This window comes from Niastella koreensis GR20-10, from assembly GCF_000246855.1.
In the GTDB taxonomy this organism is placed as follows: domain Bacteria; phylum Bacteroidota; class Bacteroidia; order Chitinophagales; family Chitinophagaceae; genus Niastella; species Niastella koreensis.
Genome location: NC_016609.1, coordinates 1700175 through 1727095, shown reverse-complemented (window position 1 = coordinate 1727095; position 26921 = coordinate 1700175). Strand labels below are relative to the sequence as shown.

The window sequence follows — 26921 nt, the reverse complement described above, 5'->3', positions numbered from 1 at the left end:
CGTGCCCACGGTGTGTACAAAATGTTTCTTACTATGAAACTAACTGCTGTATTGGTATTGATAACCTCGCTATCGGTAAGCGCGAACGGCTTTTCGCAGATCACGCTTGCGCAAAAGAATGCGCCGCTCACCAACGTGTTCAAAGAGCTGCAAAAACAAAGCGGCTACGAATTTTTCTACTCGTATGAATTACTGTCCCGCCAGGGCAATGTAACCGTACACATGAAAAATGTATCGCTGGAAGATGCGATCCGGGAAGTGCTGAAGAACAAACCCCTCACCTTTCAGGTAGTGGGCAAAACAGTAGTGATAAAATCTGCTCCACCGGAAATACCAATAACCGCTGCGCCTACGCTTCCCATGCCCGTCAACGTAAGAGGCCGCATCCTCGATGAAGACAACGCTCCTGTACTGGCCACTATTACGGTAAAGGGTTCATCACTTTCCGTTAGCTCAAACAGCAGAGGTGATTTTCAATTGAATGAAATAGACCCTGAAGCCACCCTGGTCATCAGCGCGCTTAATATAGAAACACAGGAAATAAAACTGGACAAACGCACCTTTTTATTTATACTGGTAAAGAAAAAAGTGGCGGAACTGGACCAGAGCGTGGTAATTGCCTATGGCACCACCACCAAGCGGTTGAATACGGGTAATGTGGGTACCGTAACGTCGGAAGAACTTTCCCGCCAACCGGTATTCAATGTATTGCAGGCGCTGGAAGGACGCGTACCCGGCATGACGGTGTCACAAACTACCGGAGTAGCCGGCGCCCGCACACCGGTACAGATCCGCGGCCGCGCCAACTTTGATAAAGATTATTCATCCGATCAACCCCTGTTCATCCTGGATGGCGTGCCATTGGCAGCCAACAACGACGGTACCACTTCATTAACCAATGTGTTTGGTTCCGCTACCGGCAGTGGCCTGAGCGTACTGGCAGGATTGAATCCCAATGATATTGCCAGCATCGAAGTGTTGAAAGATGCAGACGCCACCGCTATTTATGGCAGCCGGGGCGCCAATGGGGTGATCCTCATTACCACTAAACGCGGCGCCAGCGGTAAAACCCGTATCGACGCCACCGTGAACATAGGCATTAATAAAGTTACCCAACTGCCCAAAATGCTCAACACGCAGGATTACCTTACCATGCGTAACGAGGCATTCGCAAACGATGGAATAACAAAAGCCAATAACAATGCCTATGACCTGCTGATATGGGACACCACCCGGTATACCGACCTGGCCAAATTACTGATCGGGAATACTGCTACCGTTTACGATGTACAACTGGGCGCCAGCGGCGGCGATAAATTGACCCAATACCGTATTTCAGGTAATTATCATAAAGAAGGCATGGTTTGGGCAGGTGATAAGAGCGCCGAAAAAGCAGCCACCAGTTTCAACCTGCACAGCATGACCGCCAACCAGCGGCTCGATTTCAGTTTTACCGGCAGCTATACCCTCAACAACAATAACTTTCCCGGGCTTGACCTGGCCAGCGGCCTGATCTTACCTCCCAATATCCGGTTATATGATTCACTTGGCAAACTGGCCTGGAACGAAGGCGGTTATACTGCCGCTGCCCGGGATAACCCACTGGCACAACTGAGGCAACAATACATTGCCCGGGTTACCAACCTTAACACCAATATGCTCATCAGTTATAAACTGGTAAAGGGCCTGGTGTTGAGAACCAGTCTGGGTTATAACGTTACCCGATCCGATGAGCAGCGCCTGTCGCCAATGACTTCGCTTAATCCCGCTACATTCCTGTACTACGGTACGGCTGCCTATGCCACCAGGAACCTGCGCACCTGGATTATGGAGCCCCAGGCTGAATACAAAACAAATATTTCCCAGGGTAAGCTTGATGTACTGGTTGGTGGTACCCTTAATAAACGGGCGATGGAGGGAAACCTGATCACTGCAGTTGGTTATACCAGCGACCAGTTGCTGACCTCGCTTTCGGGCACGGCCGTTTCCAATGTAGGCGCCACCAATACCGCTAACCAGTATGCATACGACGCCTTTTTCGGCCGCATCAACTATAACTGGCGCGATAAATACATTGTAAACTTCACGGGCAGAAGAGATGGATCGAGCCGCTTTGGGCCCGACTTCCGCTTCAGTAACTTCGGGGCCGTTGGCGCCGCCTGGTTGTTCACCAACGAACACGTTTTTAAACATGTACCCTGGCTGAGCTATGGTAAACTCCGCGGCAGCTATGGTAATACCGGCAACGATCAGATCGGCGATTACCGCTACTTCGATTCCTGGGCAGCCGGCTTAACTTACCTCGACTCTACCACCCTCATTTCTACCAAATTATTCAACCCGTACCTGCACTGGGAACGTAACACTAAATCGGAAGTAGCGTTGGAACTGGGTTTATTCCGCGACCGGATATTGCTCACCACCGCTTTATACCGCAACTTAACCAATGCACCGCTGGTAAGTTACCCGTTGTCGGGGGTAGCCGGTTTTACCAATGTGGTTACCAATTTGGAAGGCGTACAGGTAGAAAATAAAGGCATTGAGATCTCGCTCAGCAGCCGCAATATGGAGACCAAATCGTTCAAATGGACCACCAGTTTCAATATCACCGTACCCAAAAACCAGTTGAAAAAATATCCCAATATCGGGAAGTCGAGCTATGCATCCAAATACCAGATCGGCAAATCATTGAACACGATTGTTGGGTACCATTTCGCGGGCGTTGATCCCCAAACGGGTATTGGATCAATAGATGATCTGAATGGCGATAACAAAGCCACCGCTGCCAATGACTTTGTGTTCAATAATAAGAAAACCGATCCGATCGTGTACGGCGGTCTCTCCAACACTTTTACTTATAAGCGTTTGTCGGCCACCGTGTTTTTCCAGTTCAACAAACAAACCGGCCCTAACTGGTTTTTCAATACCACGGTGCGCGGTGTTGGTACGGCTTATAATATACCTAAGTCAGGGTTTGACCATAGCTGGCAGCATCCCGGTGATGTAGCCGACTTCCCGAGGTTTGGAACTACCCTGGGTTCATTAACACTGCCTAACGGTTATTATGCAACGTTCTTCAGTGACCGCTCGTATTCGGATGTTTCTTATATCCGGCTGAAGAATGTATCGATCTCGTATGATCTTGGTCCCGAATTATTGAAGAGAATGCGTTTCAATAACCTGCGGGTGTTTGTTCAGGGGCAAAACCTGCTCACCTTCACCAAATACAGGGATGCCGACCCGGAAACGCAAAACTTTACGGTATTGCCGCCAATGAAAAGTGTGATGGGTGGTATTCAATTGGGATTGTAAGCGATCATTATTAACTGAACTAAAAAAACAGCAAATGAAATTTGCCTTAACATATATCATTGCCGCATTGTTACCCGTGTTTTGCCTGATTGGTTGTAAAAAATTTGTACAGGTAGGCGACCCCATTGACCAGGTCGCCAGCAGCGAAGCATTCAGTACCGATGCCAATGCAGCTACTGCCATTCGGGGCATCTATTCCAAAATGACGAGCGCCATAGGACTTGGTTTTGCCGGAGGCCTCCAGGCATTGATGGATGCAAGCGCAGATGGGTTGAAAATACAGGCGTCCACCAACATTTACTGGGAGTTTTATACCAATGCCATTACTTCCGCCAATGACAACAATAAGACCTTATGGAATTATTTTTATTACGCCATTTATTCTGCCAATGCGGCCATAGAGAATATCAACGCATCAACCGGTATGACGGATGCAGGTAAGCGCCTGTATACAGCAGAAGCCAGGTTTTTAAGGGCGTTGAATTATTTTTACCTGGTAAATACCTGGGGCGATGTTCCCCTAACCACCAGTTCTAACTACGATTATAACAACCACTTGTTCCGCACTGCCAGGGCAGATGTATACGAGCTGATCAAAAGCGATCTTTTATATGCACAGGCCAACCTGGGACCAGCTTACCAGGGCGCCTACCGCATAAGAGCTAACAGCTATGCCGCTACGGCCCTGCTGGCCAAAGTATACCTGTACCTTCAGGAGTGGGACAATGCAGCTCAACAGGCCACGCTGGTGTTGAACAATACCACCGATTATGCCCTGGAAACAGACCTCACCAAAACCTTCCTCATCACCAGTAAAGAAGCCATCCTCAGGATAGAGCAACCCGGCAACAATGCCTATGCCGGGGATGGCCCTTTCTTTACTCCTACTGCAGCTACTACCGTGCCTCCCTATACTATCACCGACACGCTGTATAAAACGTTCGAAACCGGCGACAAACGCAAAACCAGCTGGGTAAGAACCGCCACCATTACAACCGGTGGCGTAGCCACTACTTATTACAGTCCTTACAAATACCGGGTGATCACCGGTACCGGCACGCCGCTGGAATCGCATATGGTATTGCGACTGGGGGAAATGTATTTGATCAGAGCTGAAGCCCGGGCACAGGGGAAACAATTAACCGACGCCATAACCGACCTCGATAAAGTAAGATCGCGCGCAGGCCTTCCGTTGATAGCCACTACCAACCCGGGTATTTCGCAGGACAATTTACTGGCTGCCATTGCGCATGAACGCTGGGTGGAATTGTTTTCTGAGAATGGTGATCGCTGGCTGGACCTGAAACGGACCGACAAAGCCAACTCCACCCTGCAGTATAAACCCAACTGGCAAACCGATGCCCAATTATTTCCTATACCATCACTCGACATTCAATACAATAAGAATTTAGAACAAAATCACGGATACCAATAATCTCAAACCAATTACCATGATCCATTTACTCAGGCGTTGCAGGTTGTTACCGGCAGTTGTATTGTTGTTGACAATGGGAAACCAACTGCAGGCACAACAGGCGCCCTTAACAAAACTTCTCGACAGCTTTTACATGGTTAAAGACCCTGCGCGCAGAATTAATATCTACAATGCTTCGTTGAACCAATGGCCCGATACCGGCAGGGTAAATATTTTTTACAACAATGCCCGGTCACTGATAGCCAAAGAATTTGCGCAGGCCAATAATCTGGCAGAAGCAAAAAAATGGATGGCGCTGATAGAGGAGACCGGACCCGAGAACCGCTTTTCGGTAAAACCAGGAATTAAACTGGAAGTAGCCAGTATCATGATCGAAAAAGGCGATACGGCCTATGGCATTTCGCAGGTACAACCCTGGGCGGACAGTTTATACAATGCTTTTATGGCAACCGGAAAACCAGGGCTTTATTATAACGTCGTAATGGAGGTATATACCCCCGTATTGATAAATAAAAACCACCCTGCACAGGTAGTAAAATATCTTACCCCTTTTTACGAATGGAGCAAACATTCCTTTGCAACAGACAGGGAAAATGTAATGCGCACCCCTAAAGATAAATATGACCTGAAAACCAATTTAGCCGTACAATACGCCAAAGCGCTGTCCCTTACCGGTGATACCAAAGGAGCCATCCAGGTATTGAGCGCCATGCAGGCCGGCGGTTTGTACAACCAGGATGAGTTATCTAAAATAGTGAACTCCTATTCAGGCGGGGTAAAAAAGAACTACGCCAGCAAGGTGCTGGACTCATTAAAAAAGAGCAACCTCAACAGGCTGGTTAAATTTCAGCAATACAAACAGGATATTAATGGCGACAAGATCGATCTGAAAGCTATCCACGCAAAATATGTACTGCTCGATTTCTGGGGCAGCTGGTGCCATCCATGCCGCGCCAGCCATCCGCATTTGAAAGAGTTGTATACCGAATACAAAGACAAAGGTTTTGAGATCATTGGCATTGCCAATGAAATGGCAAAAGATACTGCCCAGCAGGTTAAGAATTGGGAAACCGCAGTGAAAGAAGACGGGCTTGCCTGGCGCCAGGTGTTGAATAACCGGAACGGAAAGCAGTTTGATGCCGTTACTGAATTTGGCGTTACCGCTTTCCCCACCAAAATATTGCTCGACAGCGATGGCAACATTGTAGCCACCTTCATTGGTAATACAGGTGGAAACGACCTGGGCAACAAATTGCATGAGCTGCTCGATGCACAGCATTGACCTATGAAACAACCCTTGTAACAACCATCCCGGTCCGTAACCGCAATAACCAGTTCCTCGATTGTTAAACGCAAACGGCCAACCAAACGGCAGTTTTGTCTATTCCGTCCAGGCGGAAGCCCTTTACGGGCTTCCGTTTTTTTGCTACCTGTAAGGTATAAGTTTTTAATCAACAGAGGTACGTTGATCAATTCCTCACCTCACCCACCATTTATGAACTTATTGTCTATTTGTTTACACAGATGCCTGTCGGTGATCTGTGCATTGTCATGCTGTTTACTGAGCCCGGCACAGGATGCTGCATTTGCCTGGGGACGTGCTGTTTTTGGCAATGGTACTATCTGGAACCTCAGCAGTACGGCTGATGCTGCCGGCAATGTATACGCCGCCGGTTACTTTTCGGGCACCGCCGATTTTGATCCCGGGCAAACACGGTGAACCTTACCGCTTCCGGCTATTCTGATGCATTTATCAGCAAGCTGAATACCGCCGGTAATTATGTTTGGGTAATACAACTGGGCGGCACCGGTGGCGACAACTGTAGGCGGTGGCTTTGACTCCTGGCTGTTAAAGCTTGACCCGTCAGGTAACTTTATCTGGGGCGGCGCCACAGTAATAAGGTTAACCCGGCTTACTTTTTTGCCGATAGATAATAGGATGGCAAAGCACCGATGACTTATTTTAGAATAAAATTTACGTTGAAAGGCATCTACCCGGTATTTTGTATCATCCTGTTATCTATCACCCAAAACACGGCGGCCCAGCCAGTATATGCCAGCCGTTATAAAACGGTGTTTACCAAACCGCCTGCAAACGTACCAACTGCCAAAACACCCGATGCACCACTTGCAGGAAACGGAGATCTTGGATTAACCTTTGGTGGCGATCCCGGCAACCTGCAATTATATTTTGGGAAGAACGATTTCTGGCGGGCCTACCCCGTGTATCCCGGCGGCGGAATTGCTTTACCAGGCGGCCTGGACCTTTCTATACCTGCATTGAAGGGAGCGGATTATAATGCAGAACAGTTATTGGATAAAGCCCTTATTCATGCCGTCTTTAAAAAAGAGGCGCTGCAGGTAACGGTCAATAGCTGGGTAGCCGCTACAAACAATACAGTTGTTATTGAAATCAGCACTAATAAATCCCTCACCCTGCACCCCAGGTTATGGGCAGCCGAAGGCAATACCTCGATAAACAGTAATGGGAAAACAGGGAGTGTAGTTTGGGTCACCCGTTCTTTTGAGAACACGCCCTTACTGGAATGGCCCTGTCATGTTGCATTGGCTATGCATATCCAGGGTAACAACGGTTCAAACGAAAAAACAATAACCGTAGTCCCCGGCAGGAAAACAATCATCACGGTTACTGTTTATACCAACAATGACCGGAAGGACTGGCTGGAAGGCGCCATTCAGCAGGCAGCGTCATTAACGCCCGATGGTGTTCAAAACATGTATAACGCCCACGAACAATGGTGGCGGGCGTTTTGGGAAAGATCGGAAGTACAGGTAGATGATCCGGTTATAGAAAAGTATTACTATGCTTCGCAGTATCTATTCGCCTGCACGTCACGGGGCAATAAATTCGCACCTGGCATATGGGGTCCGTTTATAACAAAAGATTCCACCGCCTGGGGTGGCGATTACCACCTTAACTATAATTACCAGGCGCCCTATTGGGCAGCCTATTCTTCAAATTATATCGATCTCACCGATAATTACGATCAACCATTACTGGATTATATGAATAAAGGCTACCAGCATGCCCGGGAACTGCTGCAGGTAAAAGGCATCTATTACCCGGTGGGTATTGGCCCCAAGGGTTTGTGCACCACCCGCTGGCCGCTTACGCCCGATGAAATGTTGTTGCGGTACGGCACTACCGAAAATATGATTGACAGCGGTTATAAATTTCTGGGGCAAAAAATAAACGCCGTATTTGGAGCGGCCAATATGTTGATGCGTTTTTACAGCACGTACGATGCCGGTTATGCTGCCCGTATTTATCCTTACCTGTTAGCCTGTGCTGATTTTTGGTCAGATTACCTGAAGTGGGAGAATGGCCGTTACGTTATTTATATGGACCATTATGGCGAAGTAATGCCTAACCTGCGTAATAAAGGCCAGTGGCGTCAGCAGTTGGGCGATTTCAACTCTACCCTGTCCCTGGGTTTGGTAAAAATGTTATTCAAAGGCATCATAGAAGTAAGCTCGTTTTTAAAAAAGGATGGCGCCAGGCAGGAAAAATGGCAGCATATTGTTAGTCATCTAAGCGCTTTCCCGGTTGGTAAAAATGGCGACCGCACAAGCCTGCAAAGTGTGGAGCGTAGTCCCAATGAGCGGCTTGGCCAGCCAACAGGCTTGTCGAGAGTATCAATTCACGGGCTTATACTTCCCGGCGGTGTTTGCGGACCGGTTACAGACCCGGCATTCAATGCCATCCTGCTGAATGATGTGGCGCATTGGAAAGATCACATGCAACATCCGGGCGAATGGGGCAATACACTGAACAATGGTTTTGAAACCTGTTTTCCCGGTGCAGTTCGTGTTGGCTATAACCCCGATACTATTTTGCAACAATTGAAAGACCGGATTGCGCTGCAATCGCTGCCAAACGGCTGGATCACCCAGGGCGGCGGCGGTATAGAAACACTCTCGGCTGTACCTATGACCATCAATGAAATGTTGCTGCAAAGTTATGAAGGAGTAATCCGCATTTTTCCCAACTGGAACCATAAAAAGGACGCCCGCTTTAAGAAACTGCGCGCCTATGGCGCGTTTGTGGTCAGCAGCAGCCTGCAAAAAGGGCGCATTGAATCGGTGACCATCCTGAGCGAAAAAGGCCGCACCTGTGTTATAGAAAACCCATGGCCGGGTAAAACGGTACAATTGATAGTTAAAGGCAAAAAACCCGCCCTGCTTTCCGGCAACCCGCTTTCATTTAACACAACAAAAAATGAATTAATAACATTGCGGCCGAAATGACCGGTAAGAGTCGTTTTTAACCCCATGAATGTCGCATCCACACCGCAGGCCGCATGGTTTTGTTTCCGAGATTTGTAACACTAAAACGAATGCCATGCAAAAGATCATTCCGCATTTATGGTTCAATAAAGAAGCCAAAGAAGCCGCACATTTTTATACTTCTGTTTTTCCGGAATCAAAAATCACACATTCCAGTGTGCTGAAAAATACACCTTCCGGCGATTGTGATATTCTTGGGTTTGAATTATGGAACTATAAATTTATGGCCATCAGCGCCGGGCCTTATTTCACCATCAATCCTTCGATTTCATTCATCGTAAATTTCGATCCATTGTTATTTGGTTCCTCCGAACAGGCAGCCAGGGAGAAATTAGATGAAATATGGAATAAACTGATCGACGGCGGTACAGCGCTCATGCCGCTTAACGAATACCCTTTCAGCAAACGCTTTGGCTGGGTAAAGGATAAATACGGCGTATCCTGGCAACTGATGCTTACCAATCCGGAGGGCGAACCAAGGCCGGCCATCATCCCTTCCATGTTATTTGTAAAAGAGAATTGTGGCAAAGCAGAAGAAGCGATCAATTACTATTTATCTGTATTTAAAAACAGCAAGCTGGGCAACCTGCGTCTGCGACCAAAAGGAATGGAACCAGACAAGGAAGGCTCTGTGCTGTTTGCAGATTTTATGCTGGAAGGCAGCTGGTTTGCCGCCATGGACAGCGCCCACAACCATAATTTCAATTTCAACGAGGCCATCTCGTTTTTGGTAAGCTGTAAAGACCAGGCTGAAATAGATTATTTCTGGGAAAAGATCTCCGCCGTACCACAGGCCGAGCAGTGTGGCTGGTGTAAAGACAAGTATGGCGTATCGTGGCAGATCACCTCCGCCGATATGCAGGAAATGATGAGCAAAGGCACGCAGGAACAGGTAACCCGGGTAACAAAGACCTTTATGCCCATGAAGAAGATCAACGTAGCCCAAATACAGGAAGCGTATGCAGGGAAATAACTAAGGATGAGGGCCTGTTTGGGTAAGCTCCAGGCAACCGTCTTTCACTTCATAAATAAAATAACGTTGTGTAAACAACCCTTTTTCGTTCACACAAGGGATATAGACCTTCTTCTGCAGGTTGTCGTATGAAATGAAGGCGAGTAAGGAGTCCTTTATTTTCGGTGCAAAATTATAAAAGCTGAATGGAACCTCTATATGGTCCTGCTTTTTCGATTTGTTCTTAAACAGTGTGACCGGTTCCAGGCTATTCCCATTGATACGCCATGCAGCCACGGACTGCATGGCGTGCGATGGCCAAATGATAGTGGAAGTAACGGGTAAATAATATCGCTTTCCATTAACCGGAATGGCATAGATCTCACGGCAAAGCAATATGCTGTCTTTTTGATTCCTAGTAACTTTCGTATACACTTTCCCTTTTTCCTTCCATTGATAGATCTGAGTCAGTAATTGCCAGGAATTCAGGTTATATACCCGCATTTTACCATCTGCAGCCGTAGTTACAACGCAAATACTGCTGTCCCGTAGTTTGTTGAATGGATAGTCAATTGTATTAGGATCACTTGTAATAAGATGGGTGAACGCCTGCTCAAACACTGCTACATTATGATCCACACTGTTATAACTGGTGCTGTCATACCCTTTGCTTAGTGCCAGCCTAAGCTTGTAATCAATTTTTGAATTCAGCGCAATCAGTTCATTTTCCTTCTCCACCAGGTCCTTTGACTGGGTAAAGGCCTTTGAATAAAAAAAGGCAGGTATAAGTAAAAGGAGGTATTTGATTAAGTAGTTCATTTTCATAGTTCAGTCAGGTAAGGGTACTTGTAAATTAACCAATTTTAAGCAATCTTTATGGTACAATCTATAACCTCCCTAACCAAATGAATATGACATCCATCATATGAGGAAATTATTAATTATTCTTGTACTTACCTTTTTGATCTTTATTATTTTGAACTACAGCACTGCAAAATTTGAAGGTGCAGTCGATGGTGAAGACACGATGGGTTTTCCGCTAACCTATTTTCGCCGTTTTGCATATGGCGAGGTTGTCGTTCCCCCACCAATCCCGACTGAGACTTTTTACTGGAAGCTATTATTCGACATATTATTTGCTGCATGTATGGGGATTGTAGGTTTTACAATTTTTACAAAAGTCTGGAACAGTTTTAAAAAATAAAAAATCACCACTTTTCACCCTGGCGATTATATACAAAATCTCATGAAACGCAGTCTGGACGGGGGCTCACAATTTTCAGCGGCCGTTTGGCATCATAAAACAGGGCTTTTGTTGATTTTTATCCGGAGCCGGTGTGCTTTACTTTTACATCATCAACGGAGCGAAACGGTAAAAGAAGAGAAAGAATAGAGAGTAGCTCCCCACAACTTAGATTTTACCTTTTTTTCATATGGCAAGCAATCGTTAGAGGTCGTCTGTTTCTACAGAGGACTTTTTTCTTTTATACCCCCTAAACACAGCTGCAAGCCACAAGCTGTAAGCTGCAAGCAGTACACCCCTGCGCGGCAATTGTACGGTCCCATTCCCCCCAAAGTAGAGCCCATAAATAACGGCAATACAATCGTTATACGCTACTTTTATAACCCTTATGAAATTACTAATAACTATTTGCATCTTCTTCCTGTATTCCTGCTCTTCTAATTCAAATGAATTAGAGGAAGAGATTCAGACTATTCAGCTTCAAAACTTTGGAGGATCCGGAGAATGTAGTAATTGGGTGAAATTATCAGATGTTGTAAAATTCAACAACGTAAGTGACAGATTATTTGAACATCTCATTGTAATAGAATCTTCCAATCCGAATCAATTATTACCCGATACTTTAGGTAAAAGCTATGATATCATTAAATTCACTGGTAGGTTTTATAAGAATAATTACGGGTATTCAAAAACCTGTAGAAATAGAGCAGGTATTGAAAAAGGAAGAATTTTTAATTATACAGCATACGAAGTAATTAAAAGTCATTATCACGACTATGAGGCTGGAGCGACTCACGAGAAATAGCAACGCAGCGTAAAACAAGAGGTGTCATACCGCCTGATAAAAGGTTGTGCAGCAATAATATCCCGTAATTTAGCAGGCACCGCGTTTGCAGCGGTGTAAGCACCTGGCTCCCTCCAAATTGTTGTATATGAACAACGAAACAGACATTGAACAACCTGCTGCCCCTTCTTACTGGCTCACCCGCTTTATGATCCTTCGTTTGCTGGGCGCCATTTATGCTGTCGCCTTCCTGGTGGCCATTAATGAAGTACTGCCCCTTATTGGCTCACATGGCCTTACTCCGGTAAGTTTATATATAAAGAACATCAATCAAATGCTGGGCGGAACCGGTTCCTCGTTTATGCGTTTGCCTTCCCTTTTCTGGTTCTGGCATGCTGATAGCGCCCTGGTAACCGTTTCGTGGGTGGGGTTTATCTTATCCTGCCTGGTGGCGGCAGGATATGCCAATGCCCTTATTATGGCTTTGCTGTGGGTGTTGTATTTGTCACTGGTGCATATTGGACAGGAATGGTATGGCTATGGCTGGGAGATTCAACTGTGTGAAACAGGATTTCTGGCCATCTTTCTTTGTCCCCTGCTGGAGATGCGGCCCTTTCCCCGCCGGGCGCCGCCGTTTCCCATTATCATCTTGTTCCGCTGGCTGATTTGCCGGTTAATGCTGGGGGCCGGACTGATAAAACTGCGGGGTGATGTAGTATGGCGCAACAGCACAGCGCTGTATTATCATTTCGAAACGCAACCAATTCCCGGTCCGCTCAGCCGCTGGTTCCATTTTCTACCTCGTGCCGTTTTAAGGGCCGGTGTTTGGTTCAACTGGCTGGCAGAACTGGCAGCGCCGCTTTTTGCGTTCGGCCCCCGCCTGGCGCGGCACATAGCAGGTGTGATAATGATCTTATTGCAGGTTACGTTGATTGTCAGTGGAAACCTGTCCTTCTTAAACTGGCTCTCTATTATTCCGGCGCTGGCCTGTTTCGACGATGGTTGTTGGGCAAAACTGCTTCCCAAACGCCTGGTGCGAAAAGCCGATGCAGCCCGCGAAAATGCAGCCTATTCCAAACCCATGCAAACAACCGCCTGGGTAGTAACGGTGATCGTTGGCCTGCTCAGCATTCAGCCTATCGCAAATCTTTTCTCCCCCAGACAGGTCATGAACGGCTCCTTCGACCCCTTTGAACTGGTGAATACCTATGGCGCCTTTGGCTCTGTAGGACAGGAACGGATGAATGTAGTGTTTGAAGGAACCGCAGATAACGACTCCACCAACAACGCACACTGGCAACCTTATCTGTACCGGGGATTACCAGTGCTCCTCAACCGGCGCCCGCCGCAGATAGCGCCTTACCAGTTACGGCTCGACTGGCAAATGTGGTTCGCCTCCATGTCTTCAGCCGATGACTATCCCTGGACCTTACATCTTGTATATAAATTGTTGCACAACGATCCCATAGCAACCAGTTTGTTCAAACAGAACCCCTTTCCCAAACAACCACCTAAGTACATCCGGGCCATTCTGTATCGCTACCGCTTTGCCCAACCCGGCAATGCACAACACAACTGGTGGACGCGCGAACAAATCGCGGTTTGGTTACCACCGCTTTCAGTTGGTGATCCGCGTTTACTGAACTATCTAAGAAGTGAAAACTGGCTTAAATAGAATGTGATAATGTGATAATGGAATACAGAGAAATGAAGAAGTCAATACAAAATGTCGAATATCGAATGTTGAATGTCGAATATCGAAGTGAAAATCATAAAAAGCGCGGCTCCCCAATACCGGTGAGCCGCGCTTTTTTGTATTACCTGTCAACGTGTAAACCTGTCAACCTGTTAACTGTATTCCCTCTATCAACCCTCTCAACTTCCTGGTTAACTAGTTAACTGATCAACATTACTTCTTCGAAGCATTCGCCCCCTGAACCCTCCTCGCCCACACATCTGCCCAATCGATCAACGGATAGATATTATACTTCTTGGCCGTTACATCAAAAAGCCCCTGCAGCTCTTTTAACTTCTCAGGATATTTCTTAGCCAGGTCGGTGCGTTCGTTAAAATCTTCATTCAGGTTGTACAGTTCCCATACATCTTTGTCGAAATTATGGCCAACGGAATCTTTACCGGGTAACAGATTCAGGTCGATATAATCAGGGTGATGCGCAGCAGCAGCCTTCCAGCCATCTTTATAAATAGCGCGGGAACCGAAAATATAATAATACTGTTCGGTATGGCGGCTGGCGGCGGTTGCATTATCCAGTGAGTAATACAAGGAAGTGCCTTGCAGCGTATCCTGTTTAATGCCTTTGATCTGTGTTGGCAAGGTAAGCCCTGCAAATTCCAGGGTGGTGGGCAGAATGTCCACTACATGGCCGTATTGATTCCTGATGCCGCCTTTATCTTTTATGCCCCTGGGATAAAAAATGATCAACGGATTGTGCGTACCACCTTCAGCATTGGCATCCTGTTTCCAGAATTTAAATGGTGTATTGGTGGCCTGCGCCCAGCCAAGCGGATAATTGGTGTTAGAACCTGAAGGCGTACCAATTTCACCAATTTTTTCCAGGTTGCTTTTAAACTGTTCTTCATCAGATACCTTGCCACTCAGCGGTCCCCGGTTAAGCACGCCCTGGAAGGTACCTTCCTTGCTGGCGCCATTGTCGCCAATAATTACAAAGAACAAGGTATTGTCCAGTTGTTTTATCTCTTTCAGATGATTCACAATACGGCCCACCTGCGCATCGATGTACGTGAGGTACGCCGCGTATACTTCCATAAAACGGGCATATACTTTTTTCTGATCAGGGGTTAAGGTATTCCAGGCTTTTATGTATTCGTTGCGGGCAGGTAATTGCGCATTGGCAGGGATCACGCCCAGCTTTTTCTGGTTAGCGATCACCTTGTCACGATATACATCCCAGCCTTCGTCAAATTTCCCTTTGTAAATGTTGGCCCAGGATGCAGGCACCTGGTGCGGTGCATGCGTGGCGCCGGGCGCATAATACAGGAAGAAAGGTTTATTGGGTGCTGCAGTTTTTTGTTTTGAAATATAACTGATGGCTTTATCCGTAATGCTCTCATTCAGGTTTCTGCCATCGGGCGTAATATGCGCGTTATCTTCCACCAGGTCGGGTTTGTACTGATCGGTTTGCGAACCCAGGAAACCATAAAAATGATCGAACCCTTTACCGGTTGGCCAGCGGTCGAACGGACCGGCATCAGTAGCGTCGTCATCGGGCGTTACGCCCCATTTACCAACGGCAAACGTGTTATAACCGCTTTCGCGCAGTACTTCCGCAACGGTCCCTTTATCGGCAGGTATGCGTCCATCCCAGCCGGGGAATCCGGCCGACAATGCCGTGTGGGCAAATCCGCCCATATGTACATAGTGCTGGTTGCGGCCGGTTAATAACGCGGCGCGGGTTGGCGCGCAAATGGCGGCGGTGTGAAAATTGGTATAGCGCAAACCCTGGTTGGCCAAACTATCGAATGTAGGCGTGGGGATCAGGCCGCCAAAAGCGCTGGAAGCGCCAAAGCCTACATCGTCCAACAGGATCCAGACAATATTAGGAGCACCGGCTGGCGCTTTCACCGCCGGCTGCCACCATTCTTTTGAATCGGCATAGGTTTTACCCACTACGCCCTGGTAAGGTTGGGAAGTTGTTTGCGCTTTACCATCCAACGACAGCGCAGCAAGCCCTGCTATCATGGAGGAGGCCAACACCTTTTTGGTTACCCCGTTGATTTTCTGAAGATGCATATTGATGTATTTAATGTTTGAGTGAATGAATTGCTTTTTTATTGCCAGCCTGGGTTCTGGGATAAACCTGCCAGGTCAATCTCCACTTGTGGAATCGGATACAAGGTGTCTCTAAGCGCCGCGCCGGTTTTGGCCGGAAACTTTTTCAGCGCATCATACAAATAGCTGCCGCCTCTTCTCGACAGATCGAACCAGCGGTTGCTCTCCAGCATAAACTCTTTTCTTCTTTCTAAAAACACAGAATCCCGGAATGCAGCCTGCGGTAGAGCGGTGGTAAGATTGGCAATACCGGCTCTTGTTCTCACTTTATTAATGGCGCTGTAGGCATCTGGGGTTGGGCCACCATTGAGTTCGTTCAACGTTTCGGCATACAACAGCAACACATCGGCATAACGGATCACAGGAAAGTTCAACCCGCTTTGCGCCTGGCTCGAAAGTGGCGAGATGCTGTAATCGATAAACTTGTTCCAGCGGGGGGCGCCGAAATTTACTGTTTGGCCGGTTGAGGAATTCACCAACGTAGTGAAAAAAGTAACCGCCCGCCGTGCATCACTGGCATCGAAGAGCTGGTAAATAGAACTGTCGGCCGGAATATCACCGGCATAAACCGCCGGGTTAAATGAACTAAATGCGCCAGAGCTTATGAATTGCTGACTGTTTCTGGCACCCAGGTTGGTTTCAAACTGTACAGAAAAAAGGTGTTCTATCCCGTTCTTGGTAGCTTTTTGAAACGCGTCTTTAAAATTGGTAAACAGGTTATATCCATACACACCGGTGGCGTTTGTAAACGTTCCTGCAGTTACTACTTTTTGTAATTCAACCAGGGCATTGGGCCAATCCCTTTTGGTAACATATACTTTTGCCAGTAAGGCATGCGCCGCACCACTGGTAGCTCTTCCGATGTCTGCACCCGAATACGATTTGGGCAGATTGAATCCTGCTGTCAGATCTGCAATGATTTGCTGATAAATACTGTCTTTCGACGTTCTGCCGGTCTTCAAACTGTTTACATCCACAGAAGTGGGATCATGCAGAACGAGCGGTACATCGCCAAACAACCGCACGAGGTTAAAATACAGGAGGGCCCTGATAAATTTGCTTTCGCGCACCAGGCGTTCTCGCACCGTGGTATCGATAGCCATTGGTGCTATATTGTCGATGGCCACATTGGCCCGGCTGATGCCATAATAATGCTGCTGCCAGATCTTACGAATGCGGTCATTCACGGGTACATACGTAGCCGTTCCCAATGCCCGCACATCCGGATTGGTATTGGACGGACTGAACACCATTTCATCACCACCATTGCAGATAAGCAGATTCAGATTTCGGCCATAGATCGGGAAATCGCCTGCGGGATCGCTGTTCAGGGTACTGTACACCGCACTAACGGCTGCAATAGCATCTGCAGATGTTTTATAAAACTGACCAGCCACTGTTACGGAAGCCGGGTCTTCCGTGAGCTTGTTGCAGGAAAACAAAATGCCCGCAACAACCGATATAGATATGATTCGTTTCATGATTGCTGTTTTATTGTTCCTTAAAATGTAATATTCACCCCGGCCAGAAATGTGCGGGTAGCAGGATAAATACCATAATCTATTCCCTGTTTGGTATTGTCATTGTCGTAAAAATTCACCTCGGGATTGTACCCGGTGTAGTGTGTAAGCGTAAGCAGGTTCTGGGCAGAAACATATACCCGTAACTGTTTGGCGCGGATCTTTGAAAGGATCGTCGAAGAGAAATTATATCCCAATGTTATGTTCTTCAGCTTTGCATACGACCCGTCTTCGATATAGCGGTCTGTAACCTGCGGTACCGGTGAATTGGTGGCCCGGGCAACGGTACCATTGGGGTTGGTGGCACTGTACCTGTTTAACAGGGCAGCCGAAGCGTTTAATGAAATAGTTGGGATCTCCAGCTTTTGTTGTAACAGGTTAAACAATTTGTTGCCATAAGAGCCCTGGATAAAAAATGACAGGTCAAAATGCTTCCAGGAAATATTGTTTGAAAAGCTGGCCGTGAATTTCGGCTGCGCACTTCCCAGGTTGTGTTTATCAGCGGTGGTAACGGCGCCATCGCCGGTATAGTCAACATACTTTGTATCGCCTACCTTTTGCGCTACACCCGCTAATACAGGAGCTCCCTTCGACAGGTCTTCAGCAGTTAACAGCCCATTGGTTGAATAGCCCCAGAAAGTACCCACGGGCAACCCTACCTGTACTATCACCGGCGACACCTGTCCGGTTGGCGCCACGGGGAAATAACTGCTGCTGGCGCCCAGACTTAAGACTTTATTTCTGTTGGCTGCTATTAAAAAGGTCGACCGCCAGTTGAAGTTTTTGCTTTTTACATTTTCTGTACTCAGTCCCAGTTCAACCCCTTTATTTTCCACACTGCCCACATTCTCCAACTGGCTGGTATATCCTGTATACAAGGGGAAGGGTACATACAACAACAGATCGGAAGTCTTTTTATAATAAGCATCAAAGGTGAGGTTGATGCGGCCATTAAATAAACCCACATCAACACCCGCATTGTATTGGGTGGTAGTTTCCCATTTCAGGTTGGGGTTAGCCAGTTGCACCGGCGATATGCCTGTTACCAGCGTACTGTTGAAATAATAATTGGTAGGCGCCAGTGCAGCCAGGGAACTGTAAGGCGGCACTTCTGAATTACCGGTTTTGCCGGCAGTTAACCGTAATTTCAGATTGCTTACATACCGGTCGAACCGTTGAAAGAAATCTTCTTTATTAATATTCCATGATAAACCTATAGAAGGAAAATACCCCCATTTGTTGTTCGCCCCTAATCGCGAAGAACCATCGGCGCGTTCAGACAAGGTGATGTTATACTTATGCAGGTAGGAATAATTCACCCTGGCCAGATAGGAATTTAAAGTTGACTGGTGAGCATCAGACAACGACAATACCGCTGAGCCGGCATACGACAGATTATTATAGGTTGTAAGATCATTTGGAAATTTCTGCGAGCTGGCCACGGCAGATTCATCTTTTGAGAATTGCGTGGTATACCCAGCCAATAAATTTACAAAATGCGTATTCTGCCAGGTATGGTCCCAGGTAAGCGTGTTCTCATTCAACCAGCTAACAGCTGCAACCGTACCTACAGAACCATACCCACCCATGGTATAGCCGTTGGAAGAACCAGCCGGTGAATTGGTATAGGAAGGCGCATAATAATTCTGCTTGGTGTTTATGAGATCAACCCCACCGGTAACTTTCAGCACCAGTTCCTTCCATAATTTATATTCGGCCGAAGCGCTTCCCATTACCCGGGTAAGATAACTGCGGTTGGTGGTAGCTATTATATCCAGCAACGGGTTGGTTGGCTGCGAGGTATACGGACTGGTAGTATTATACGTACCGTCCCCGTTTTTTATCAGCGCTACCGGCGATGACTGTACCAGGCTGGGATACGCGCCGCTGAAATTAATACTGTTAAAGGGGCTTCCGGTCAATTTATCTTCCAGTGACCGGCTGCCGAAAATGTTGGCAGCTACCTTAAACCGGTCGGTCACATTTCGTTCATAGTTGAGGCGGGCCGAATATCTTTTGAACCCGGTATTCAACACCGTTCCCTGCTGATTAAAGTAATTACCTGAAATCAAATACCGTGACTTGTCATCACCACCAGCAAGCGATAATTCATGATTTTGAACCGGCGCATCCCTGAGCGCCGAGCTTTGCCAGTCGCTCCCACTGCCCAAGGCAGCAATAGCCGAATCGCTGAAGGTGGCAGCCTTGCCATCACTGTAATTGATATCGTTTACCAATGCCGCCCATTGCGATGCATTTAACAGGTCGAGCTTTTTCGATACCTGTTGTTTACCAAAATATCCACTGTAGTTAAATTCATCGGTACCCTTTTTACCCCGGCGGGTAGTGATCACCACTACCCCATTGGCGCCGCGTGACCCATAGATGGCAGTAGCCGAAGCATCTTTCAGGATCTCGATCGATTCAATATCACTTGGGTTAATGGTTGCCAGCGCATTCACACTGGAACCGTTGGACGCGCCTGAATTGGTAAAGCTGTTATTATTATAGATGATAAACCCATCGATCACATACAAGGGTTCGTTCCCGAAAGAGATAGAATTACCCCCTCGCACTCTTATGGACGCAGTACTGCCGGGCTGGGCCGAACTCTGGGTCACCGCCACGCCCGGTACGGCGCCCTGCAGCAGGTTATCGAAAGAAGTAGCAGGTTGCGTAAGCAGGTTTTTGGGAACGGTTGTTACGGCGCCTGACACATCACTTCTTCGTTGTGTACCATAACCAACCACCACTACATCGCTCAACTGTGCATTCCCCTGTTTCAACCGGATGTCAATAGGTTTGTAATCACTTACCGTTATTTCGCGGGTCTCGTACCCAACATGGCTTACCTCATAAACAACGGGAACTTTTTGACCGGTAATAAAAGTGAAGGCGCCTTCTTCGTCGGCCACCACATGGTGCGTGGTGCCTTTAATATGCACTACAGCGCCCACCAGCGGTTCTTTTGTTCTGTCGTCAACCACCTTGCCTATCAACTGCACATTGTTGTTTTGGGCAATGGATAAGAACGTAGAAAAGAGCAGGGAAAGAAAGAGCAATAGTTTGCCCGCAAGGTATTTTTTATACCTTTGAAACAGATTCATGTTAATGATGTTTTATCGTTAATGTAATCAGGATGAAGACCAGTAAGTGATTGGCGTTACGGACTGATCTCATCCCAGCGCCGGTAGGAAATTCTTCTTACCGGTTTTTTATTCTCTATCTGACTGATTTAAATTGTTAATTATAAAGCACAGCTATTCATTCATCCGTTGCGGTAGGGTTCAGCGATGCTGACAGGCAATCTGTACGGTAGTATATTTAATTATCAGAGAAGTGACGATGCTAACAACAACAGCAGCACTCTTTCAAAAGAATTATGCTGTAGTATCCCGCCGGGGCGGCAGGCTGTAAAGAGATTATATTGTACGAGGTTACTCCCATAACAATAGCATTGGTTTAAACATTTCCTGAGTACAAATATAACAAAATCATTTAGTCCACCAAATTAGTGGGGATAATGATTTAAAAAAGGCCCCGCCTTAATAAAGGCAGAGCCTTGCCTGTTCTAACCCTACTGAAAAAAACGTTTTATTTTATCACACTGATCCTGCCTGTTTCATTCCACACTGTTTTACCCGATTTTACCACGATATGATAAATATAGATGCCGCTCTTAAGTGGTGAAACGTCCCATTCTGTATTATGTAAACCTGCCTGTTGGTTGGCATTGACCAACGTAGCAATTTGCCGGCCCAGCACGTCAAACACCTGGATAGACACCTGGCCGTCAACCGGCATTTCATAGTAGAACTTCGTGCTACCTGCAGCCGGATTAGGCGCAACCGTTACCTTGAACCTGCCTGTAACCTCCTGGTTTTCGGCAGGCTCACCCATTCTGGCGCTAACAGCTTTATCACATTGGGAATACTTAATAGTGACAAAATCCATACAACCCTGACAGTCTTTTCTATCGCCATTACCTGTAACATACACATTGCCCCAATGGTCCACATCTACCGCGATGGCGTACTGATTGACAGCCTTTTTATAGGTAACTGCCCATTTCTGTTTTCCGTATTTATCAAATTTCACCGTAGCAAACTCCTCCACGCCATCTTGTCCCGTTACATATACATTTCCATCTTCATCGACTACCTGGTCATTAGCGTGGCATTCAAAATCTTTATCAGCAGGCGGGCCATACTTTGCCACCCATAATTTAACCCCTGCCGGATTATACTTGATTACGCCATAATCCACATCAGGATCGTCTACGTATTGATTGGAATTGAACAGGCGGCCCATTACATACGCATTACCGTCTTTATCCAGCTTTACTGATCGCGCCTCATCGGTACCACCGGTTTCGTCGTGGATGGCCACCCATTGCTGGGCGCCGGCGGCGTTGTATTTAATAGTAGCGATATCCAGTAACGGCAGATCAAAGGGATCATCAGGAATGTAACCCGAGTAAGTTGTTCCGGTTACGTATACATTACCACCTTTATCAACTGCTACGGACGCAGCATAATCCTCATCATTCGCCTTGCCATTGAACCTCGCCACCCATTTTTGCACACCCGATGAATTGTACTTTATAGTGGCGTAATCGAGACCGGAATTCTTGCCTACACTTTGCCCGGTTACCAGCACATTGCCATTTCTGTCAAGGACCAGGGCCGCGGGCCAGTCGGTTGAATTGGCAGGGCCATTATACCGGCTGATCCATTTTGCTACCCCGTTAGGTCCATACTTGATAGTGGCATAGTCTTCAAGGGTTCCTTTTCCCATACTGCTTCCTGTTACGTACACATTCCCATCATTATCCACCAGCAGGGCCGCTGCACCATCATCCGATCCGGCGGGGCCATTATACCTGGCTACCCATTGTTGTACCCCGGCAGCATTGTATTTAACCGTGGCATAATCTTCACCGCTGCCAACACCTGCAGAATACCCGGTTACGTAAACGTTCCCTTTTTTATCAACGGCTATAGCCGATGGGTAACTATCACCCCCGGCAGGACTGCTGTACCGGGCTTTCCATTGTAATACGCCGGCTGTATTGTACTTTATGGTAGTATAATCCCTGTTGGGCGCAGTACCTACGGCGCCACCGGCTACATAAACATTTCCCTTTTCATCGATGGCCTGAGCGGTCGCTTCTTCGCCAATACTATCGTTGTAGGTGCGATACCGGGCTACCCAATCCTGTTTTACCTGCGCCATGCTGCATATTGAAATCAATAAGAAATGAACTAAAAATATGCCCCTTCTGAAGCCTGTCATCGTCTTCATGATCTGATATTTTATATGGTGGTGGTAATTATTTTATCACATTTATCTTTCCGGTTGCACGCCAGGATGATTTGGCTGTTTTCACCATGATCTGGTAGGTATACATGCCCGTTTGAATAGTGGCCACATTAAAATCTATAGAATGGAAGCCCGCCGGTTTGGTGGCCTCCAATAATGTTTGTATCCTTCTGCCCAGCATATCGTAGATGGCAATTGAAACTTTGCCTTCAACCGGCAGTTCATAAGAGATCTTAGTGGTAACCGAAGCCGGGTTAGGCGCCACAAAAACATGCAGGCTGGCAGGTATTGCATTGCTTGCTACCGAAGGCTGATCCAGTCTGCCGGTAATGAGTGCATCCGGTTGGGAATATTTTATCGTTATCATATCGGAACCGGAACCCGTTCCATCGCTCCTCCCGGTTACATATACGTTACAGTTCTCGTCAACCGCAATGGGGTGTGAAGGTAAGAATGCGGTGCCATCGAAGCCATTGGCAGGGCCATTATACCGCGCCACCGATTGCTGGTCACCTGCCGGGTTGTATTTAACAGTAGTAAAGTCGTACCCGGTGCCGGTACTCATGCTATGCCCGGTTACATAGATATTCCCGTTTCTATCAAGCGCCAGGGCGGTCGCCTGATCGTGCACATTAGCCGGACCATTATATCGCCGCACCCAAACCTGCTGTCCGTTCTTATTATACTTAACAGTGGCATAGTCAAAATTTGTTTCATCGGGGCCGGCAGCGCTATAACCAGTAACGTATACGTTTAACGAAGCGTCTACAGCCAGGGCCATCGCATCATCAGTAGAATTGCCGGGGCCATTATACCTGGCCACCCATTTCTGATTTCCACCGGCATCGTATTTAACGGTGGCATAGTCGTTGGAACTTTCCTGGTTGTCAGGGGCGCTGCGGCCCGTAACATATACATTTCCATAAGGGTCCACTTTTATATCCAGCGCTTCATCAAATTCATTATACATATAGGGGCTATTATACCTTCTTACCCAGATCTGATGACCGTTATTATCATATTTAACAGTGGCATAATCCATATCCATTTCATCCAGATCAATACCGGCCGGGCTTCTGCCGGTTACATACACATTGCCATCTTTATCCAAGGCTAAAGCATTGGCTTCGTCGTTCCTTCCCGGGCCGGAGTAGTTAGCCAGCCACAGGCGTGTTCCGTTGGTATTATACTTGATGGTGACATAGTCTGATGTAGTATTTGCACCCAGTCCGGCCACGCCTGTTATGTATACATTGCCTTTGCTGTCTGCAGCAATTGACTTACCCCAGTCGAATCCATTATTGGGATCATTATACCTGGCCGACCATTGGCGCACACCAGAAGAATTGTATTTTACTGTTACAATATCGTAACCGGCCGTTCCAGTGCCTATGCTTCTTCCGGTTACGTAAACATTGCCCATGCCATCCAGGGCTATCGAGAAAGCTTCATCATCACCGTTGGCAGAACCATTCCATAAGGCCTTCCACTTTATCTGGCCGTTAGGGCCATACTTGATGGTCCGGTAATCCAACCCCGTCCCTGGTCCTGTAGCCGATCCGGTTATATACACATTACCATCATTGTCAATCACCAGCGATCTGGCCTGGTCGGCGCCATTACCCGTACCATTGAACCGGGCTGACCATTGCTGGGTTAATTGCGAAAAACCCATGTTGGCCAATAGAATAAATGTTGCAATCATCCAGGTCTCCCTGCAGCGTAGCATTGTCCTCATAATCGATTTTTTTAGAGTTGTTTAATGGAATTGGGTTACATAGGACAGCTACTCATTTTTCTCAGAAGAAAAATGATGACAGGCCTTTGGGTAACCGGACCATAAAAAATAAAAGTTGAGACTATGAATCAGTGGGAATGGATAAAAATTAAGGACGTGACATTTTACCAGGAGTATTACAAAGTACGGATGATTTTCAGAAAAATACAATGAGGGTGGTCATTGAGAAGGCTGATGCGTATCAGGAAATGATTTCACTGCTTTTTATTCCCAATTGTTTTGCCGATGCCCAAACCGATGGTCCAGGTATCGTAAGCCTGCCAGCGAATGTCATACTGGAAAACGCCAAACACTTCCCAGCCATTACGGATCTCCACCCCGTACTCTACCGCTACCCTGTTCAAAAAATAGCTTGCTTCTTTGGAATACTCAATACCTGCTCCCAATCCGAAACTCCATCTTTCTGTAGGTTTATAAAAGCCCATTACGGCCGGCGCCAAAGGACGGGTTCGTTTTACTTCCTGGAATCCGGATTCCAGATTTTTTTCTATTTCAAATTCTTCATTTATATAATCCAGGTGCATCCCTACGGCAAACTTCCGGGCAAACTGAAAATTATAATCGAATCCCCAATAAGGAAGTATAATGGTTTTTGAGCTGCCATCCGTTTCAATGCCATGAAATGAATGTTCATGACCAAGATTAATGGCCAGACTGTGTTTAGGTTGAAATTTTTGCTCCTGCGTGAACCCGGCAACAGGGCATAAAACAACCGCTACCAGTAACGTAATGGCTATTTTTTTCAGGATTATCATGATACCAGAAAGACACATCAGCAACCGGAGTTCCGCCATGTAACCGGAAATAAATATCCGCTCCATGCTGGATCTAAGTAACAGGTATTCCACTTGCTTTATCATGACACAAAAAAAACCAGTTTAAAATGAGGCTATTCGCGATGATTCGCATTCATTCGTTTTGATTCGTTCTGTTCGTTTGAACTCGTTTTGATTCGCACTTGTACGCTTTTGGCAGTAGTCGCTATTAACTGGATTTTATTGCGCATAAACAGTGAGGACAGTTGGGGAAATGGTGAAAAAACAAGCGGATTTCTTCGCAAATCCTTTTAGACTTCTTCGGGAACGCCCTTAGGCTTCTTCGCAAATTTGCGAAGAACTTGCGAAGGATTTGCGAAGAATGGCCGGCTGAGCCTTTGATCAGGGGCGAAGAAGGTTACCTGCTGCGAATATCCTGCTATAATCTTACATTCGTAACGTTAATACCCCGTTTGTCTATGAATGCAATATTTCACAAGCAGTCCTGCCAATTATTTCTCCTGGTTTTAATTCTTTTAAGTCATAAATCCGGCACAGCCCAATCAGGCAAGTATGTTGCCGTTAACAAGGTGGCCAGCGATTTCAAAACTTTACTAAAGAGACCCACAACTCCATTCCAGCCTTCTTTTGAGATCACCCGCACCGATTCAGTTATAATCGAAAAAGGATTTATTTATTCAGAAGCCAACGAAAAAATACCCATCCTCATTTATAAACCGGTTCATACCAAACTGAAGTCATTTCCGGTTGTCATATGTCTGCATGGAACCGGCGGCAGCAAAGACCAGGGAGACATCAAACGCTTTTTGTATAAGTTCTCCACCATGGGAATTATGGGCATCGCAATCGATGCCCGGTACCATGGAGAAAGACTGACAGAAAGCTTAAAAGCCCAAAACGGGTATGTGGGAGCGATCACCCGGGCCTGGCAAAATACCGATACCAAACACCAGGAGCATCCATTTTATTTTGATACCGTGTATGATCTATGGCGGCTGACCGACTACCTGACTACCCGGCCCGATGTACAGGCCAATCGTATTGGAATGACAGGCATTTCAATGGGTGGCATCGAGACCTGGATGGCCGCGTCTGTCGATAAACGAATTAAAGTAGCCGTACCGATGATTGCGGTGCAGAGCTTCAAATGGTCGCTCGAGAATGACAAATGGCAGGGCCGGGTGAACACCATCCGGAAAGCGCATGAGCAGGCAGCCAAAGACCTGGGCGATTCCACTATCAACAAACAAAACATTCTTCAACTCTGGAATAAAGTAGTTCCCGGCATTACCGATGAGTTCGACTGCCCCTCCATGATCCGGCTTTTTGCGCCCCGGCCGTTATTGATCCTGAATTCAGAAAAGGATATGAACTGTCCGCTGGGTGGGGCCACAATCGCATTTAAAGCCGCAACAGCCGCTTATGAGGCCGCACATGCAATAGACAAGCTAAAAATTTATGTAGCGCCTAATACGCCCCATAAAGTGACACCAGCGCATGAGCAGATGATGGTGGAGTGGTTTGGGAAGTGGTTGTAGTCTGAACTGATGTGCTTCCGGCATTCTCTGGGTATTCTCAGAACATTCTCTGAGTATTCTCCGGGACTCCACTGCTCCATGAGGGGCCTCAGACAAGTCTCAGAGAACTCTCAGAGAAGGCC

General features: G+C 46.9%; 17 protein-coding genes. 10 read left to right on the top strand and 7 right to left on the bottom strand.

From position 1 onward, the window contains the following. Positions 1–33: 33 nt before the first annotated feature. The 6 genes from NIAKO_RS06820 to NIAKO_RS06800 all read left to right on the top strand — a co-directional run bounded on the left by NIAKO_RS06820 (position 34) and on the right by NIAKO_RS06800 (position 10028). Positions 34–3312: a SusC/RagA family TonB-linked outer membrane protein gene (locus NIAKO_RS06820; protein WP_165761340.1), complete on the top strand. Its 3279-nt coding sequence runs from the start codon at positions 34–36 to the stop codon at positions 3310–3312. Positions 3313–3346: 34 nt separating this feature from the next. Further along, a complete protein-coding gene (locus NIAKO_RS06815; RefSeq protein ID WP_014217673.1) occupies positions 3347–4747 on the top strand; it encodes a RagB/SusD family nutrient uptake outer membrane protein in 1401 nt (466 codons plus the stop codon). A gap of 16 nt (positions 4748–4763) precedes the next feature. Then, a complete protein-coding gene (locus NIAKO_RS06810; protein WP_014217672.1) occupies positions 4764–6029 on the top strand; it encodes a TlpA family protein disulfide reductase in 1266 nt (421 codons plus the stop codon). Between the two features lie 213 nt (positions 6030–6242). Continuing rightward, complete coding sequence (locus tag NIAKO_RS38425) at positions 6243–6467, top strand: hypothetical protein (RefSeq protein WP_014217671.1); 225 nt, start codon at positions 6243–6245, stop codon at positions 6465–6467. Positions 6468–6700: 233 nt separating this feature from the next. After that, positions 6701–9016, top strand: a complete 2316-nt coding sequence (locus NIAKO_RS06805; protein ID WP_014217670.1) for a glycosyl hydrolase family 95 catalytic domain-containing protein — start codon at positions 6701–6703, stop codon at positions 9014–9016. Positions 9017–9110: 94 nt separating this feature from the next. Then, positions 9111–10028, top strand: coding sequence for a VOC family protein (locus tag NIAKO_RS06800; protein WP_014217669.1), 918 nt, complete (start codon positions 9111–9113; stop codon positions 10026–10028). Here NIAKO_RS06800 and NIAKO_RS06795 read toward each other — a convergent pair whose 3' ends face one another. Next, positions 10029–10826 carry a hypothetical protein gene (locus tag NIAKO_RS06795; protein ID WP_133055390.1) on the bottom strand — a complete coding sequence of 266 codons (798 nt, stop codon included), beginning with the start codon at positions 10824–10826 and terminating at the stop codon, positions 10029–10031. It abuts the gene before it with no gap. A gap of 106 nt (positions 10827–10932) precedes the next feature. Here NIAKO_RS06795 and NIAKO_RS06790 point away from each other — a divergent pair, with 106 nt between their 5' ends. From NIAKO_RS06790 to NIAKO_RS06780, 3 genes are all read left to right on the top strand, one after another. Beyond that, positions 10933–11211 (top strand): hypothetical protein, encoded by a 279-nt coding sequence (locus tag NIAKO_RS06790; RefSeq protein ID WP_014217667.1) that lies wholly within the window; start codon positions 10933–10935, stop codon positions 11209–11211. Positions 11212–11638: 427 nt separating this feature from the next. After that, entirely contained in the window at positions 11639–12055 is a 417-nt protein-coding gene (locus NIAKO_RS06785) for a hypothetical protein (RefSeq protein WP_014217666.1), read from the top strand. Positions 12056–12182: 127 nt separating this feature from the next. Then, positions 12183–13709, top strand: coding sequence for a lipase maturation factor family protein (locus tag NIAKO_RS06780; protein WP_014217665.1), 1527 nt, complete (start codon positions 12183–12185; stop codon positions 13707–13709). Positions 13710–13943: 234 nt separating this feature from the next. Here NIAKO_RS06780 and NIAKO_RS06775 read toward each other — a convergent pair whose 3' ends face one another. The 6 genes from NIAKO_RS06775 to NIAKO_RS06750 all read right to left on the bottom strand — a co-directional run bounded on the left by NIAKO_RS06775 (position 13944) and on the right by NIAKO_RS06750 (position 25345). After that, a complete protein-coding gene (locus NIAKO_RS06775) occupies positions 13944–15806 on the bottom strand; it encodes an arylsulfatase (protein WP_014217664.1) in 1863 nt (620 codons plus the stop codon). Between the two features lie 38 nt (positions 15807–15844). Then, positions 15845–17326 (bottom strand): RagB/SusD family nutrient uptake outer membrane protein, encoded by a 1482-nt coding sequence (locus NIAKO_RS06770; RefSeq protein ID WP_014217663.1) that lies wholly within the window; start codon positions 17324–17326, stop codon positions 15845–15847. Positions 17327–17346: 20 nt separating this feature from the next. Continuing rightward, on the bottom strand, positions 17347–20472 hold the full coding sequence (locus NIAKO_RS06765; protein ID WP_014217662.1) for a SusC/RagA family TonB-linked outer membrane protein: 3126 nt from the start codon (positions 20470–20472) through the stop codon (positions 17347–17349). 487 nt (positions 20473–20959) lie between these two features. Then, positions 20960–22669, bottom strand: coding sequence for an SBBP repeat-containing protein (locus NIAKO_RS06760; RefSeq protein WP_014217661.1), 1710 nt, complete (start codon positions 22667–22669; stop codon positions 20960–20962). A 28-nt stretch (positions 22670–22697) separates the two neighbouring features. After that, on the bottom strand, positions 22698–24425 hold the full coding sequence (locus NIAKO_RS06755) for an SBBP repeat-containing protein (protein ID WP_014217660.1): 1728 nt from the start codon (positions 24423–24425) through the stop codon (positions 22698–22700). Positions 24426–24679: 254 nt separating this feature from the next. After that, positions 24680–25345, bottom strand: coding sequence for a hypothetical protein (locus tag NIAKO_RS06750; protein ID WP_014217659.1), 666 nt, complete (start codon positions 25343–25345; stop codon positions 24680–24682). Positions 25346–25719: 374 nt separating this feature from the next. Here NIAKO_RS06750 and NIAKO_RS06745 point away from each other — a divergent pair, with 374 nt between their 5' ends. Next, positions 25720–26799 carry an alpha/beta hydrolase family protein gene (locus NIAKO_RS06745; protein ID WP_014217658.1) on the top strand — a complete coding sequence of 360 codons (1080 nt, stop codon included), beginning with the start codon at positions 25720–25722 and terminating at the stop codon, positions 26797–26799. Positions 26800–26921: the final 122 nt, after the last annotated feature.